Origin of the sequence: Micromonospora sp. GCM10011542 (genome assembly GCF_042650685.1) — a bacterium.
Lineage (GTDB): Bacteria > Actinomycetota > Actinomycetes > Mycobacteriales > Micromonosporaceae > Micromonospora.
This window is the reverse complement of sequence record NZ_JBHSBO010000058.1, coordinates 655,971-671,066: the sequence shown is the minus strand read 5'-3', so window position 1 is coordinate 671,066 and position 15,096 is coordinate 655,971. Positions and strand designations below refer to the sequence as shown.

The 15,096-nt window shown below is 72.2% G+C and carries 12 protein-coding genes and 1 pseudogene; 9 read left to right on the top strand and 4 right to left on the bottom strand.

What is annotated here, in order from left to right; all coding sequences use genetic code 11:
* The first annotated feature begins 12 nt into the window (after positions 1–12).
* The 3 genes and pseudogenes from ACFOW4_RS23955 (at position 13) to ACFOW4_RS23945 (ending at position 1,173) form a co-directional block, all read left to right on the top strand.
* A complete protein-coding gene (locus ACFOW4_RS23955) occupies positions 13–180 on the top strand; it encodes a DUF4244 domain-containing protein (RefSeq protein ID WP_081883916.1) in 168 nt (55 codons plus the stop codon).
* A 65-nt stretch (positions 181–245) separates the two neighbouring features.
* Positions 246–599 (top strand): annotated as a pseudogene (locus ACFOW4_RS23950) (TadE family type IV pilus minor pilin); the annotation flags it as partial.
* Positions 600–795: 196 nt separating this feature from the next.
* Positions 796–1,173: an Rv3654c family TadE-like protein gene (locus ACFOW4_RS23945; RefSeq protein WP_377531424.1), complete on the top strand. Its 378-nt coding sequence runs from the start codon at positions 796–798 to the stop codon at positions 1,171–1,173.
* A 78-nt stretch (positions 1,174–1,251) separates the two neighbouring features.
* Here ACFOW4_RS23945 and ACFOW4_RS23940 read toward each other — a convergent pair whose 3' ends face one another.
* A complete protein-coding gene (locus ACFOW4_RS23940; protein ID WP_377531422.1) occupies positions 1,252–1,830 on the bottom strand; it encodes a hypothetical protein in 579 nt (192 codons plus the stop codon).
* 52 nt (positions 1,831–1,882) lie between these two features.
* A complete protein-coding gene (locus ACFOW4_RS23935; protein WP_377531735.1) occupies positions 1,883–4,255 on the bottom strand; it encodes a DEAD/DEAH box helicase in 2,373 nt (790 codons plus the stop codon).
* A 189-nt stretch (positions 4,256–4,444) separates the two neighbouring features.
* Between ACFOW4_RS23935 and ACFOW4_RS23930 the strand changes: the two genes are divergently transcribed.
* The 6 genes from ACFOW4_RS23930 (at position 4,445) to topA (ending at position 12,510) form a co-directional block, all read left to right on the top strand.
* Positions 4,445–4,801 carry an STAS domain-containing protein gene (locus ACFOW4_RS23930; protein ID WP_377531419.1) on the top strand — a complete coding sequence of 119 codons (357 nt, stop codon included), beginning with the start codon at positions 4,445–4,447 and terminating at the stop codon, positions 4,799–4,801.
* Positions 4,798–5,235: an ATP-binding protein gene (locus ACFOW4_RS23925; protein ID WP_377531416.1), complete on the top strand. Its 438-nt coding sequence runs from the start codon at positions 4,798–4,800 to the stop codon at positions 5,233–5,235. The genes ACFOW4_RS23930 and ACFOW4_RS23925 overlap by 4 nt, the downstream gene beginning before the upstream one ends.
* Positions 5,236–5,552: 317 nt before the next feature.
* Complete coding sequence (locus ACFOW4_RS23920; RefSeq protein WP_377531414.1) at positions 5,553–7,913, top strand: sodium-translocating pyrophosphatase; 2,361 nt, start codon at positions 5,553–5,555, stop codon at positions 7,911–7,913.
* A gap of 114 nt (positions 7,914–8,027) precedes the next feature.
* Positions 8,028–8,570, top strand: coding sequence for a hypothetical protein (locus tag ACFOW4_RS23915; protein WP_377531411.1), 543 nt, complete (start codon positions 8,028–8,030; stop codon positions 8,568–8,570).
* Positions 8,571–8,707: 137 nt separating this feature from the next.
* Positions 8,708–9,307 (top strand): hypothetical protein, encoded by a 600-nt coding sequence (locus ACFOW4_RS23910; protein ID WP_377531734.1) that lies wholly within the window; start codon positions 8,708–8,710, stop codon positions 9,305–9,307.
* Between the two features lie 368 nt (positions 9,308–9,675).
* Entirely contained in the window at positions 9,676–12,510 is a 2,835-nt protein-coding gene (topA, locus tag ACFOW4_RS23905; protein WP_377531410.1) for a type I DNA topoisomerase, read from the top strand.
* A gap of 74 nt (positions 12,511–12,584) precedes the next feature.
* Here topA and ACFOW4_RS23900 read toward each other — a convergent pair whose 3' ends face one another.
* Positions 12,585–13,544, bottom strand: a complete 960-nt coding sequence (locus ACFOW4_RS23900; protein ID WP_377531408.1) for an endonuclease domain-containing protein — start codon at positions 13,542–13,544, stop codon at positions 12,585–12,587.
* 117 nt (positions 13,545–13,661) lie between these two features.
* The gene (locus tag ACFOW4_RS23895) at positions 13,662–14,978 is read right to left on the bottom strand and encodes a D-arabinono-1,4-lactone oxidase (RefSeq protein ID WP_377531406.1); all 1,317 of its coding nucleotides are present in this window, start codon (positions 14,976–14,978) and stop codon (positions 13,662–13,664) included.
* Positions 14,979–15,096 lie beyond the last annotated feature (118 nt).

Genomic DNA, 15,096 nt, shown 5'->3' with positions numbered 1-15,096 from the left:
AGGGGAACAGTCATGCGCAAACTCATCGCCCGGCTGCGCGGGGACGCCGGCATGAACACCGCCGAGTACGCCGTCGGCACGCTGGCTGCCGTGGCCTTCGCCGGCATCCTGCTGAAGGTGCTGACCTCGGGCAACGTCCAGTCGGCGCTGACCGCCGTCATCGACCGGGCGCTCAAGTGATCCAGCGCCGGCCGGCCGGCCCTGGCCAGGCGTCCCACACCGTCCAGCAGTCGGCAGGCCGTGGGCTGAGATACCCCGGGGCCCGACCGGCGGCCGGGCGGGACCGGGGATCCTTCACCGCCGAGCTGGCGGCCGGCCTGCCGGCGCTGCTCCTGCTCCTGCTCGCCGGTCTGACCGCCGTCACCGCCGTGAGCACCCGGGCCAGCTGCCTGCACGTGGCCCGGGAGGCGGCGCTGGCCGCGGCCCGAGGCGAGGACGGCGGCGCCGCCGGGCACCGCGCCGCACCCCGGGACGCGGACATCTCGGTGTCGGTCGACGGCGAGCGGGCCAGGGCGACGGTACGAGCGCCGGTGCGGGCCCTCGGCGGCCGGCTACCCCGGATCACCGTGACAGCGACCGCCGTCGCGGCCCTGGAGCCCGCCATCGCAGAGCCGGCCGCCGAACGGGTTGCCGCAGTGCCGGCTGCCGTGGAACTGGTCGGCGCATGGCCGGTCGGGACAGCGCCGCTCGGAGCGGTGCCGGCCGCCCAGAATCGACTGCGGCTGAGTCGGTCGCCGCGGAGTCGGTGGAACGGAAGTCGGACGTGAAGGAGCCGGTGGTTCAGGAGCGGGTTCCGTGAGCGGGCGAGCTGGCCGATCGGGGCATCCGGACGCTGAGCGGGGCGGAGCGACCGTCTGCCTGCTCGCGGTGGGGCTGGTGTTCGTCCTGGTGGGCCTGTTCGGTGCCGCCGTCGCTGCCGCCGGGGAGGCCCGCCAACGGGCGGCGGTGGCGGCCGACCTCGGCGCGCTGGCCGGTGCCGGTGCGGCGATCGAGGGCGCTGCCACCGCCTGCGCCACCGCGGCCGACATCGCCGGACGCAACGGTGGCCGCCTGGTTGGTTGTCGGCTCGACGGTCTGGACGTGCTGGTGACCGTCGAGGTCACGGTCACGCCGCTGCCCGGCCTGACCCGGTTGGCGGCCTCGACCGCCCGCGCCGGTCCGGTGCCTGGCTGACCGGGCTGGAGTCCGGACCGGACTGACCGAGGACGGATCCGGGACGCGGGCCGTTCGGGTCCGCGTCCCGGTCGGGAATCAGCGGGACTGGAGGGCGTCCAGGGCGACGGCCATCGCGATGACCAGGCGCCGGTCGATCTGCGGGTGCTGGATCTCGACGACGTACTTGTCGCGCAGTCCCCACTTCTTCACCACGGTGAAGACCGGCTGGCCGCCGGCGGTGAAGTCGAAGTGGTACGGCAGCCAGGAGAGCGAGTCGACGAATCGACGCAGCAACGCCACCGGCATGCTGCGCTCCTGCCCCGTCACCTGCGGCAGGCCGGCCTGCTCGACGTGCCAGGTGGAACGGAGCAGCGACTGGGCGAAGTCCTTGCGGAACAGGCCGATCGGGTTGCCGGCCGCGTCGGTGACGTCGTACGTGGCACCGAGGTCGAGGCGCTGGCGGGCCTTGAAACCGAGCAGCGGCTGCTGCTTGGAGTCGTCGGTGTAGATGGTCACCTGCTCCTTGAAGGCGAGCCGCTTCTGCTGGGCGAAGGCCAGCAGCTCACCCTCGGAGCCGTCCGCCGCGACGGCCCGGACCTCGTACTGGTTGACCATCATCCGCAGCCGCTGACGGATGTGGAACTGGTGCTGGGTCTGCAAACTGTCGAGCTGCATGTGTTCTCCTCCGAGATGGTGCGCCGGAGTCTCGCACAACCTCACAAGAGGTTCAGGCCGGCAGGTTCGCCAACACCACGTCGAGTACCCGGATCGCGTCCGGCTTGGAGAGCGGATTGTTGCCGTTGCCGCACTTCGGCGACTGCACGCAGGACGGGCAGCCGGTCTCGCAGCCGCACTCCGAGATGGCGTCCCGGGTGGCCCGCAGCCAGGCCGATGCCGTCCCGTACGCGCGCTCGGCGAAGCCGGCCCCGCCGGGGTGCCCGTCGTAGACGAAGACGGTCGGCGCCTCGGTGTCCTGGTGCACGGCGGTGGAGAGCCCGCCGATGTCCCAGCGGTCGCAGGTGGCCATCAGCGGCAGGAGGCCGATCGCCGCGTGTTCGGCGGCGTGCAGGGCGCCCGGTACGTCCGCCGCCGCGACGCCGGCCGCGGCCAGCGACTCCGGCGACAGGGTGAACCAGACGGCCACCGTCCGCAGTTCACGGGTGGGCAGGTCGAGCGGCCGGGTGTCGATCACCTCGCCGGTGGCGATCCGGCGTCGCTGGTACGACACCACCTGGCTGGTCACGTCCACCTCGCCGAGGAACATGCCGACCGGCCCGGCGTCCACGTAGGAACGTACCGACACCACCGACAGGTCGGTGACGTCCCGGGCGTGGGTGGACCAGTCCGGCTCCTCCGCGTGCACCAGCGCGCACCCGTCGGTGAGATCGAGGTCGTCGACCACGTACGAGACGCCCTGGTGCAGGTAGACGGCGCCGCGGTGGAGCAGGAAGTGCGAGGAACCGCCGTCGACCGTGCCGAGCAGCCGACCGGTGGACGCCTCCACCACGCAGACCGGTGCGCCGCCCTCGCCACGCAGGTCCACCTCCGGGCGCTCGCGGTACCGCCAGTACCAGCCGGTCGGCCGCTGTCGCAGTGCCCCGGCGGCCACCAGCTCGTCGATCGCCTCCTTCGCGCCGTCGCCGAAGAGCGCCAGGTCGGCGGGGGTGAGCGGCGCTTCCACCGCGGCGCAGGCCAGCTGCGGCGCCAGCACGTACGGGTTGGCCGGGTCGAGCACGGTCGCCTCCACCGGCGCGCCGAAGATCGCCTCCGGGTGGTGCACCAGGTACGTGTCCAGCGGGTCGTCCCGGGCCACCAGCACCGCCAGGGCCTCCTGCCCGGAGCGCCCGGCGCGACCGGCCTGCTGCCAGAGCGACGCCCGGGTGCCCGGGTAGCCGCAGATCAGCACCGCGTCCAGACCGATCAGGTCCACGCCCAGCTCGAGCGCGTTGGTCGAGGCCAGGCCGAGCAGGTCACCGTGCAGCAGGGCCCGTTCCAGCTCGCGCCGCTCCTCGCGCAGGTAGCCGCCCCGATAGGCGGCCACCCGGTCGCCGAGCCCGGGTACCGCCTCGTCGAGCGCCCGGCGGGCGTTGGCCGCCACCACCTCGGCGCCCTTGCGGGACCGGACGAAGGCGAGGGTGCGTACCCCCTCCGCGACCGTGTCGGCGAGCAGGTCCGCGGTCTCCCGCAGCGCCGACCGGCGGACCTGGATCAGATCCGCCACCTCGACCGCCGCCGGCGATGCTTCCGGGGACGCCGTCGACGGGTCGGAGGGGAGCAGCGGTGGTTCCCAGAGCGCGAAGGTCACCCCGCCCCGCGGTGAGGTGTCCTCGGTGACCGCCGCCACCGGCAGGCCGGTGAGTCGGCCGGCCGCGGTCGCCGGGTCGCCGGAGGTGGCCGAGGCGAGCACGAAGACCGGCGTCGCGCCGAACTTCGCGCACTGGCGGCGGAGCCGGCGCAGCACGTGCGCCACGTGCGAGCCGAAGACCCCCCGGTAGGTGTGACATTCGTCGATCACCACGTACGCCAGCCGGCGCAGGAAGCCGGACCACTGCGCGTGGCCGGGCAGGATCCCGTGGTGCAGCATGTCGGGATTGGTGAGCACGAACCGGGAGTGCCGGCGGATCCACTCCCGCTCGGCGCGCGGGGTGTCCCCGTCGTAGCAGGCGGGGCGTACCCCCTCCAGTTCCAGGGTGGCGACGGCGCGTAGCTGGTCGGCGGCGAGCGCCTTGGTCGGCGCCAGGTAGAGCACGGTGGCCCGGGGGTCGGCGAGCAGGGTGGCCAGCGCGGGGAGCTGGTACGCCAGGGACTTGCCGGACGCCGTGCCGGTGGCGACCACCACATGCTGGCCGTCGTACGCGAGGCTGGCCGCCTCGGCCTGGTGCCGCCAGGGCGCGACCACGCCGCGGCGCTCGTACGCCGCCCGCAGCTCCTCCGGCGCCCACTGCGGCCACGGCGCCGGCACTCCGGCGCGGGCCGGCACCCGCTCGACGTGGGTGACCGGATCGGTGGCGCCCCGGGCGCGCAGCCGGCGCAGCAGGTCGGCCGGTGCCGGGCGGGTGCCCGGACCGGCGGATACGGTGGCTGCCGGCGACGACGTCAGGTCGTGGCCCGGCGCCAGGCGCGTCGACCTGACGTTGTGGCTGGTCACGTCCTGCACTCTCGCACTGGTGTTCGGAGATGAAAAGTCGGCACCCGGGGTAAGGGGAAGCCTCCGCCGGCGACCGCAGGGTCTCCCGGCGGTAGTGGTTAGATGCCCAGGAGAGTTTACGGCTCACGCGAGGGAGGTCCGATGGAGCTGTCGCTGGCGACCCGCACCGTGGCCGAGCACACGGTGCTCGAGGTTGGCGGTGAGGTGGACGTCTACACCGCGCCCCGGCTGCGCGAACGGCTCCTCGAACTGATCGACGGCGGTGCCCGGCACGTGGTGGTCGACCTCGGTCGGGTGGACTTCCTCGACTCGACCGGGCTGGGCGTGCTGGTCGGCGCGCTCAAGCGGCTGCGTTCGGCCGGCGGCACGTTTGCGCTGGTCTGCGACAAGGAGCCGCTGCTCAAGATCTTCCGGATCACCGCGCTGGATCAGGTCTTCCCGCTGCATTCCACGGTCGACGCGGCGGTCGGCGCCGACCCCGCCGGCGCCGGCGCGTGATGGCGACGGTCCGGCTCTCCTTCTCTCCGGCGCCGGTGCACGTGCGCACCGCCCGGCTGGTCGGTGTCGCCGTCGCCCGGCGGGCCGGAGTCCGCGAGGACCTGCTGGACGAGGTGCGCCTGGCCATCGGTGAGGCGTGCACCCGGGCGGTGGCCCTGCACCGCCAGTACGGCCTGGCGGACCCGGTGCTGGTGGAGATGTCCGACTCCGGCGCCTACGCGGTGCGGGTGGTCGACCGGGCGCCGATCGAGGCCGGCATCGGGCTGGCCGCCCTGCCGCCGGACGAGTTGGCCAACGAGTCGCTGACCGACGAGGCGCTGACCACGGGTGTCGGCTTCGCGCTGCTCGCCGGCTTCGTCGAGGACCTTCAGGTGCGCCCGGTCGACGAGGGCATCGGCACCGAGGTGCGGATGGTCTGGCCCGTCGGCCGCTGACCCCTGTCCACCGATCAAGGCCGCGCCCCCACGGGGCGCGGCCTTGCTGTCATGGATCGGGCCCTATATCAGATTTGGTTTCATAACACAGCGACGAAGATCATCGAGACACGGTGCCCCCTGGTTGTGACCCTCGACACTGCGGAGGGCTACAGTACCCGGGTTGTCAGCAAGTGATCCATCTCGCAGCCAGCGGGTATGGGTGGTCATCGCTGGTCCGCTGAAGTGGGTTGGCGCGCGCTTGCGAGTCCGCATTTCAGGCGCCGGTCGATGCGTCTCCATTGCCCGGCGCGCTTGTTCGGTACAGGAGGACACAGATGTCCGAGACCTTGGCCGCCGACAGCGGCGGGCTATCCCTTACCGGGGCCAATGCCAGGTACGTCATCATCGCCGCGGTCATCGCGCTGGTGGCGCTCGCCTTCGCCGCCGCCCTGACCAGGGCGGTGCTGGCGGCCGGCAAGGGCACCACCAACATGCAGGAGATCTCCGGCGCGGTCCAGGAGGGCGCGTCGGCGTACCTGCTGCGTCAGTTCCGCACCTTGGCGATCTTCGTGGTGATCGCGGTGATCCTGCTCTTCCTGCTGCCGGTGCACGACACCGACGGCAGTGAGATCGCGGTGAAGATCGGCCGGTCCGCGTTCTTCGTGGTCGGCGCGTTGTTCAGCGCGTTCATCGGCGGCGCCGGCATGTGGCTGGCCACCCGGGCCAACCTGCGGGTCGCCGCCGCGGCCCGGGAACGTCAGGGCGGCCGCGAGGCGGCCATGAAGATCGCCTTCCGCACCGGCGGTGTGGTCGGCTTCCTCACCGTGGGCCTCGGGCTCTTCGGCGCCGCGCTGGTCGTCCTGGTCTACCGGGGCGACGCGCCGACGGTGCTGGAGGGCTTCGGCTTCGGCGCCGCGCTGCTCGCGATGTTCATGCGGGTCGGTGGCGGCATCTTCACCAAGGCCGCCGACGTCGGCGCCGACCTGGTCGGCAAGGTCGAGCAGGGCATCCCCGAGGACGACCCGCGCAACGCCGCCACCATCGCCGACAACGTGGGCGACAACGTCGGTGACTGCGCCGGCATGGCCGCCGACCTGTTCGAGTCGTACGCGGTCACCCTGGTCGCCGCGCTCATCCTCGGCCGGGCCGCGTTCGGCGAGGACGGCCTGGTCTTCCCGCTGATCATCTCCACCATCGGCGTGCTGATCGCGATCGTCGGCGTCTTCATCACCCGGCTGCGCGCGTCCGACCGCAACGGCCTGACCGCCATCAACCGGGCCTTCTACATCTCGGCGGTGCTCTCCGCGGTGCTGGTGGCGATCGCCGCCTACGCCTACCTGCCGGCGACCTTCGCCGAGCTGGAGGGCGGGCTCACCGACGTCGACCGCAACCCGCGACTGGTGGCCATAGGCGCGGTGGTGATCGGCATCGTGCTGGCCGCCGCGATCCAGGCGCTGACCGGCTACTTCACCGAGACCAACCGGCGTCCGGTACAGGACATCGGCAAGAGCTCGCAGACCGGTGCGGCCACCGTCATCCTGGCCGGCATCAGCATCGGGCTGGAGTCGGCGGTCTACTCGGCGCTGCTGATCGCCGCCGGTGTCTTCGGCGCGTTCCTCCTCGGCGGCAGCTCCATCACCCTGTCGCTGTTCGCGGTGGCGCTGGCCGGCACCGGCCTGCTCACCACGGTCGGCGTGATCGTCGCGATGGACACGTTCGGGCCGATCTCCGACAACGCCCAGGGCATCGCCGAGATGTCCGGTGACATCGACGAGCACGGCGCCCGGACGCTCACCGAGCTGGACGCGGTCGGCAACACCACCAAGGCGATCACCAAGGGCATCGCGATCGCCACGGCGGTGCTGGCCGCCACCGCGCTGTTCGGCTCGTACACCGACACGCTGCGCACCTCGTACGCGGACGCGGGCGTCGGCGACGTGGGAGCGGAGATCCTCAACTCGCTCAACGTGGCCAACCCGCGCAACCTGGTCGGCCTGATCATCGGCGCGGCCGTGGTCTTCCTCTTCTCCGGGCTGGCCATCAACGCGGTGTCCCGCTCGGCCGGCGCCGTGGTGATGGAGGTCCGCCGCCAGTTCCGTGAGCTGCCCGGCATCATGGACCGCACCCAGCGCCCGGAGTACGGCAAGGTCGTGGACATCTGCACCCGGGACGCGCAGCGCGAGCTGATGACCCCGGGTCTGCTCGCCATCCTGGCGCCGATCGCGGTCGGCTTCGGTCTCGGGCCCGGCGCGCTGGCGGCGTACCTGGCCGGGGCGATCGGGGCGGGCACCCTGATGGCGGTGTTCCTGGCCAACTCCGGTGGTGCCTGGGACAACGCCAAGAAGCTGGTTGAGGACGGCGCGTACGGCGGCAAGGGCTCCGAGGCGCACTCGGCCACGGTCATCGGCGACACCGTCGGGGACCCGTTCAAGGACACCGCCGGCCCGGCGATCAACCCGCTGATCAAGGTGATGAACCTGGTCTCGCTGCTGATCGCGCCGGCCGTGGTGGCCTGGAGCGTCGGCGACGACCGCAACGTCGCGCTGCGGGTGACCATCGCGCTGGTGGCCACGGCGATCATCGTGGCGGCGGTCGTGTTCAGCAAGCGCAAGGGCATCGCGATGGGCGACTCCGACGCCGGTGGCAGCACCGGCGCGGGCAGCACGGACCACCGTCCGGAGACGATCAACGCCTGACCCGACCGGCACCGGGTCCCCGGTCGGCGCAGTCCGCCGACCGGGGACCGACCGGTCCGACGTCTGCCGTCCTGACCGGTGCCCCACCCGGCCGGAGGTCGTACGCTGCAACGCATGCGTACGTGCCGGGCGTCTGCCGCCGGAAAGCTCACGGTGGTCCTGGCCACGTTCGTCGTCGTGCTCGCCGGCTGCGGCGCCGGCCCCAGCCCGCGGGCCTGGGCGGCCTCGGTCTGCGGCGCGCTCACGCCGTGGCGCTCGGAGATCAGCAAGTTGACCAGCAGCACCGATCAGCAGATGAGTGCGCAGACCACGCCGGCGCAGGCCAAGGAGAACCTGGTGCGGCTCTTCGGTGGGGCGGAGCAGGCCAGCGAGACGGCGCGGCGCAACATCGAGCGGGCTGGCGTCCCGGAGACGGATAACGGCGAGGAGATCTCCGCCGGCTTCCGCAGCTCCCTGTCGAAGATGCGCGACGCCTACGGCCGCGCGCGGGAGACCATCGAGGGGTTGAACACCGGCCAGGCCACCGCCTTCTACGACGGGGTGCGGGCCGCGGTCGAGACGCTCAACAAGGAGTACGACGCCAGCGCGCTGGACACCAGCCGGCTCAACTCCGAGGAGCTGAAACAGGCCTTCGACGAGGTGCCGGAGTGTCGCTGAGCGGGCTGGACGACACCGGAGAGGCGCAGCCGCTTCCGGTGCTCTTCCCGGCGCCCGAGCCAACCCCGCCGCGACCCCGCTCGCGCCGATCCCGCCCCGAGCCCGCCGCGTCCGACCCCGACCAGCCCGCCCCCGTCGTGGCGGCGAACGCCGACGAGGGCGGCCGGCAACTGGTCTTCTTCGGTGCGGACGCGGCCGAACCGGCGGTCGCCGACCTGGCCGGACTGCTCGCCGGCCCGGCCGAGGTGGTGCGGATGGGTGGCACCGCCCGGCTCTCGGTGCGGGTGGACGCCGGCTGGCGGGTGCACGTGCTCGTCGCCGAGCTGGCGTTACGCGGGCTGGCGGCCAGTTGGGAGCCGACCGGCGACGAACGACACGCCGTGCGCACGTCGTACACCCGGGTGTTGAAGCCGCTCGCCACGGCGTGGCTGCGCGGTCCGGTGAAGCGCCCGCCGGCGGGTTTCCACCTGACCGGCCGGCGGCTGCGGCTCTGGCTCGCCGCCGCCGGGACGCCGGAGCCGCCCGGCGGCTTCCTGCTCCGACTCGGCGCGGCCGACGAGGAGTGCTGGGAGCCGGTCGGCGCCGCGCTCGCCGCGGCCGGGTTGGCCGGCACGCTGCTCGGCCCGGGCGAGGGCGGGCCCGGGTACCGGATCGTCGGGCGGCGGCGGCTGCGCCGACTCGCCGAACTCGTCGGTGACGCACCCCGTGCGGCCCCACCCGCCGCCTGGCCGGGCTGACGGGACGAACCACGCATAACGCGCGGTTCGCGTGCGGAGGGCGGTCGTGGGCCGGGTGTCCGGTCCCGGACAGCCGCCGGAGGAAACCGGTCGGAAAACGGGCGGGTCGGGCCTCGGCCGAGGGTCCGCCATCGTCACAGTGACCCGCTTCGAGCCCTACACACGGTGTACGGTGGCGCCGTCCGGCAGTGCCGAGCGCGGCGGGGCGCGAGTCGAGCGCCGCGCCGGGGCGGTTTGCCGCCCGCGAAACCCGAAACGCGGACGGCGCGTTACGTTGGACATCCGGACCGCCGGTGCGACGGCGGGGCCGAGGGCGGTCGCTGACCGGGCGCCGGCAGGCCACGAGCAGGAGTGAGGTCGACAGAGACGTGCCGAGTAACGCTGGAACCACCCGTCTGGTCATCGTCGAGTCTCCGGCGAAGGCCAAGACGATCTCGGGCTACCTCGGCCCGGGGTACGTCGTGGAGGCCAGCTTCGGTCACGTCCGCGACCTGCCGCGCAACGCCGCCGACGTGCCGGCGAAGTACAAGGGCGAGGCGTGGGCCCGCCTCGGGGTGGACGTCGACAACGGCTTCCACGCCCTCTACGTCGTCTCGGCCGACCGCAAGCAGCAGATCAGCAAGCTGGTGAAGCTGGCCAAGGAGGTCGACGAGATCTTCCTGGCCACGGATGAGGACCGCGAGGGCGAGGCGATCGCCTGGCACCTGGTGGAGACGCTCAAGCCCAAGGTGCCGGTCAAGCGGATGGTCTTCCACGAGATCACCAAGCCGGCGATCCAGGCCGCGGTGGCCAACCCCCGGGAGATCGACCGCGATCTGGTGGACGCGCAGGAGGCGCGGCGGATCCTCGACCGGCTGTACGGCTACGAGGTCTCCCCGGTGCTGTGGAAGAAGGTCATGCCGAAGCTCTCGGCGGGCCGGGTGCAGTCGGTGGCGACCCGCATCGTGGTCGAGCGGGAGCGGCAGCGGATGGCCTTCCGCACCGCCGAGTACTGGGACATCCTGGCCACCCTGGCCGTGCGAAACCCGGGCGAGGGGCCGCGCACCTTCAACGCCACCCTGGTGGCGCTCAACGGCGACCGGATCGCCACCGGTAAGGACTTCGAGCCCACCACGGGCCGCGTCAAGGCCGGTGCCGGAGTGGTCCACCTCGACGAGAGCGGGGCCAGGGGTCTCGCCGCCCGTCTCGAGGGGCGGCAGTTCACCGTCACCCGGGTGGAGGAGAAGCCCTACCGCCGCCGCCCGTACGCGCCGTTCATCACCTCCACCCTGCAGCAGGAGGCCGCCCGCAAGCTCCGCCTCTCCTCGCAGCAGACGATGCGCACGGCGCAGCGGCTGTACGAGAACGGCTACATCACCTATATGCGTACCGACTCGGTGAACCTGTCGGAAACCGCCATCGCGGCGGCCCGCCGGCAGATCGTCGAGCTGTACGGCGAGCGCAGCGTTCCGCCGGAGCCGCGCCGCTACACCGGCAAGGTGAAGAACGCCCAGGAGGCGCACGAGGCGATCCGCCCGGCGGGGGACAACTTCCGCACCCCGGGCGAGGTGGCCAAGGAACTCTCCGCCGAGGAGTTCAAGCTCTACGAGCTGATCTGGCGGCGCACCATCGCCTCGCAGATGACCGACGCGGTCGGCTCCAGCGTCTCGGTGCGCATCCGCGCGGTCTCCGCCGCGCAGGAGGAGGCCGACTTCGGCGCCACCGGCAAGACCATCACCGACCCGGGCTTCCTGCGCGCGTACGTCGAGTCCAGCGACGACGAGAACGCCGAGGCCGAGGACGCCGAGCGCCGGCTGCCCACCCTGGTCAAGGACCAGCCGCTGACCGCCGACGAACTCGCTGCGCAGGGCCACCACACCCAGCCCCCGTCGCGCTACACCGAGGCGTCGCTGGTCAAGGCCCTGGAAGAGCTGGGCATCGGCCGCCCGTCCACGTACGCCTCGATCATGCAGACGATCCAGGACCGGGGGTACGTCACCAAGCGCGGCCAGGCGATGATCCCCACCTTCCTGGCCTTCGCGGTGATCGGGCTGATGGAGCGGCACTACCCGCGCCTGATCGACTACGACTTCACCGCCAGCATGGAGAACGAGCTGGACGAGATCGCCGGTGGTGACCATGCCGCCGTCGACTTCCTCACCGCCTTCTACTTCGGCAGCACCAACGGTGCCGGTGACCAGGACATCGCCCGCTCCGGCGGGCTCAAGAAGCTGGTCACCGAGAACCTCAGCGACATCGACGCGCGCAGCGTCAACTCCATCCCGCTCTTCACCGACGACGAGGGCCGTGAGGTCGTCGTCCGGGTCGGCCGGTACGGGCCGTACCTCCAGCGGGAACAGCCCGGCGGCCAGCCGGCGGCGCCGGCCGAGGGCGAGGAGGGTGGCGCCCAGGGCGACCGCGCGCCGATCCCCGAGGGGCTGGCCCCGGACGAGCTGACCCCCGAGAAGGTGCACGAGCTGTTCCTCGGCGGCGGCGGCGAGCGCAAGCTCGGCGACGACCCGGCCACCGGCGAGCCGATCGTGCTCAAGTCCGGCCGGTTCGGCCCGTACGTGTCCAGCGGCGAGCGGAAGTCCTCGCTGCTGCGGACGCAGACCCCCGACTCGCTGACCCTGGACGAGGCGCTCAAGCTGCTCAGCCTGCCCCGGCTCGTCGGCGTCGCGCCGGACGGCGTCGAGGTGTTCGCCAACAACGGCCGCTACGGCCCGTACGTCAAGCGGGGCGAGGAGTTCCGTTCGCTGGACTCCGAGGACAAGATGTTCACCGTCACGCTGGACGAGGCGCTGGCCCTGCTGGCCGCCCCGAAGACGCGTGGCCGCAGGGCCGCGGCACCGCCGCTGCGCGAGATGGGCGTCGACCCGCTCACCGAGAAGCCGCTGGTGATCAAGGACGGCCGGTTCGGCCCGTACGTCACCGACGGCGAGGTCAACGCCTCGCTGCGGCGCGGGCAGACCCCGGAGGAGCTGAGCCTCGCGGACGCCTCGGAGATGCTGGCCGAGAAGCGGGCCAAGGGTCCGGCGCCGAAGAAGAAGGCGGCGGCGAAGAAGGCCCCGGCCAAGAAGGCCACCGCGACCAAGAAGACGGCGGCCGCCAGCAAGTCCACCGCCGCGAAGAAGACCACCACCGCGAAGGCCACCACCACCGCGGCCAAGAAGACCCCGGCCAAGAAGACCGCCCCCCGCAAGGCCGCCACCAGCACGGAGTAGGCCGCCTTCTGAGATCTTGGTACGAGAGCGCCCCTCCAGGGGCCGTTTCATACCAAGATCTCCAGGCGGGATGATCAGCCGGGCCAGCCTGCGGCTTTCAGGGCGGCTCGGAGCTGACGGACGACCTCCTCGGGGTCTGCGCGTATCGCCCAGGCGGCGAAGCGGAGGACGCGGTCACCCTCCATCCACAGGTCGTTCTGCCGCCGCATGTCCGCCCAGGCGGTGCGGGGATCCAGGTGCTGGCCACCGTCGATCTCGACGTGGACCCGCCACTCCTCGAACCAGACGTCGAGGTAGCGGCGGTGCCCGGCGGCGTCGCGTCGAACGGTTTGGCGCGACGGCTCGGGTAGCCCAGCGCGACGGACCAGGTCGAGGAAGTCGAGCTCGGCCAGGGAATGGGCACCTCCCGCGGCGTCCGCGGCGGTCCGCTGGATCAGCCGTCGCCGGTGTGCCCGGGGCAGCCGCCCCAGCACGTGGCGCAGGTCGTCGCCGGCGACGAGCCGCTGCTGGAAGCCGGCCGCGATGATTGCCCGCGCCTCGGCGTCAGTGGCCGCCCACTGCGCCGCGTCCACCAACGAGCGGGCGGCTCTGGTGCGGGGTGGCCGCGCCGAGGGGTGTACGTCGGCCACGGGAAGCAGGGTCGTGCGGTGGACGCGCACCCCAGGGGGTAGCGCACGAATCTGCTGCCGCGCCGGTAGGAGCACGTGGATGACCCGGCTGTCGTACCCGCGTAGACCGCAGATTCGAGCAGCCGTCAGACCGCCGAGCAGTGCCGTCGGACCGGCCGCGAGCACGGCGATCCATCGGTGCTGATCGGCACTGATCGGGCCGCTGTGCGCGACGAGGATCGCGCGATGCGCCGGACGCCAGCGGCCGCTGGCTATCCGGTGGCGGGTCGCCTTTGGCGACAGGTGTCGCCGGGTCTGGTCCAGGCTGATGACGTCGTCCTGCTGGAACAGCAGCCAGGCAAGCTCGTCGGCGTCGTCCACAGGCAGGGCCCGCCGAAGCCCCGCCCACCCCCGATTCGCCCGCACCCCGCCACTCTGCCCCCGCCCGCACAGGCGTGTCCGCCCCTGTGGACACCGGGCAGATCTTGGTACGAGAGCGCCCCTCTACGGGCATTTTCGTACCAAGATTTTCAGGGGCCTCGGTCAGGCGCCGAGGATTCGGGTCAGGTGGGGGTTGGTGAAGAGGCGGTTGGGGTCGAGGTGGTCGCGGACGGTGCCGAAGTTGGTGAAGCGGGGGTACGCGGTGGCGAGCGACTCCGCGTCGCGGTAGTGCAGTTTGCCCCAGTGTGGGCGGCCGCCCAGCCCGGCAGCCACCTCCTCGAAGGCCCGGAAGTACGGCTCGTACGGCATGCCGACGTACTGGTGCACGGCGATGTACGCCGAGTCGCGGCCGTACCCGTGCGACAGCCAGATGTCGTCGGCGGCGGTGAACCGCACCTCCACCGGAAAGAGCACCTTGAACGGCAGCCCGTCCACGATCCGCCGCAGCGCGGCGAGCGCCTCCGGCAGTGCCGCGCGGGGCAGCCCGTACTCCATCTCCACGAAGCGGACCCGGCGCGGCGTGCAGAAGACCTGGTCGGAGCGGCCGGTGTACCGGCGTTCGGTCAGCGCTCTTGCGGAGACCGCGCTGATCTTCGGCGCCAGCGCCGGCACGGCCCGGCCGAGTCGGCAGGCGCCGGCGAAGACGGTGTTGGACAGGAAGTCGTCGTCGAGCCAGCCGCGCAACCGGGACAGCGGCCGGTCGTCGGCGGGTACCCGGTCGTTGGTCTTGACCTGGAGCCGGCTGGTGTAGGGGAACCAGTAGAACTCGACGTGGTCGTGCGCCTCGACCAGGGTGGGCAGCTCGCCGAGCACGTCGTCGAGTGCGGCGGGGCGTTCGTGGGCGTGCAGCACGAAGGCGTCCACGCAGCGGAGCGTGACCTCCACCAGCACCCCGAGCGCGCCGAGCGAGACCCGGGCGGCGGCGAACACGTCCGGGTGCTCGTCGGCGGAGCAGTGCAGCACCTCACCGGTGCCGGTGACCAGGGTGAGGGCCTCGACGAACGTGGACAGGCAGCCGTACGCGGCGCCGGTGCCGTGGGTGCCGGTGGAGATCGCCCCGGCCACCGTCTGCGCGTCGATGTCGCCGAGGTTGGGCAGGGCGAGGCCGTGCCGGGCGAGCAGGTCGTTGAGCGCGCGCAGGGTCATTCCCGCCGGTACGGTGACGAGCCGGCGCTCGGTGTCGACCCGGATGTCGGTGTCCAGTTCGGACAGCTCCATCCGCCGGTCGTCGGCGAGCGCGATGCCGGTGAACGAGTGGCCGCTACCGGCGACCCGGATCCGGCCGCCGGCCGCACCCGTCGTACGGACGGCCTCGGCGACGTCGGCCACCGAACGGGGGCGGAGGATGGCGGTGGCCGTACCGCGCTGGTTGCCGGCCCAGTTGGACCAGGGGGCGGTGAGCGGTGCCGTGTCGACCATGCGCGCTCCTCATTCATGAATATGAACTGACTTCATATCAGGAACGTTGTACCTGGTAAATACCGCAATTGCGATCCGCTCGTTATACCGGTAGTCACGGACTCGTGACGTTGAGATA

Coding starts and splice junctions, on each gene's coding strand:
- ACFOW4_RS23955 (WP_081883916.1), top strand. CDS start 13: ATGCGCAAACTCATCGCCCGGCTGCGCGGGGACGCCGGCATGAACACC.
- ACFOW4_RS23940 (WP_377531422.1), bottom strand. CDS start 1,830: ATGCAGCTCGACAGTTTGCAGACCCAGCACCAGTTCCACATCCGTCAG.
- ACFOW4_RS23930 (WP_377531419.1), top strand. CDS start 4,445: ATGGAGCTGTCGCTGGCGACCCGCACCGTGGCCGAGCACACGGTGCTC.
- ACFOW4_RS23920 (WP_377531414.1), top strand. CDS start 5,553: ATGTCCGAGACCTTGGCCGCCGACAGCGGCGGGCTATCCCTTACCGGG.
- ACFOW4_RS23915 (WP_377531411.1), top strand. CDS start 8,028: ATGCGTACGTGCCGGGCGTCTGCCGCCGGAAAGCTCACGGTGGTCCTG.
- ACFOW4_RS23895 (WP_377531406.1), bottom strand. CDS start 14,978: ATGGTCGACACGGCACCGCTCACCGCCCCCTGGTCCAACTGGGCCGGC.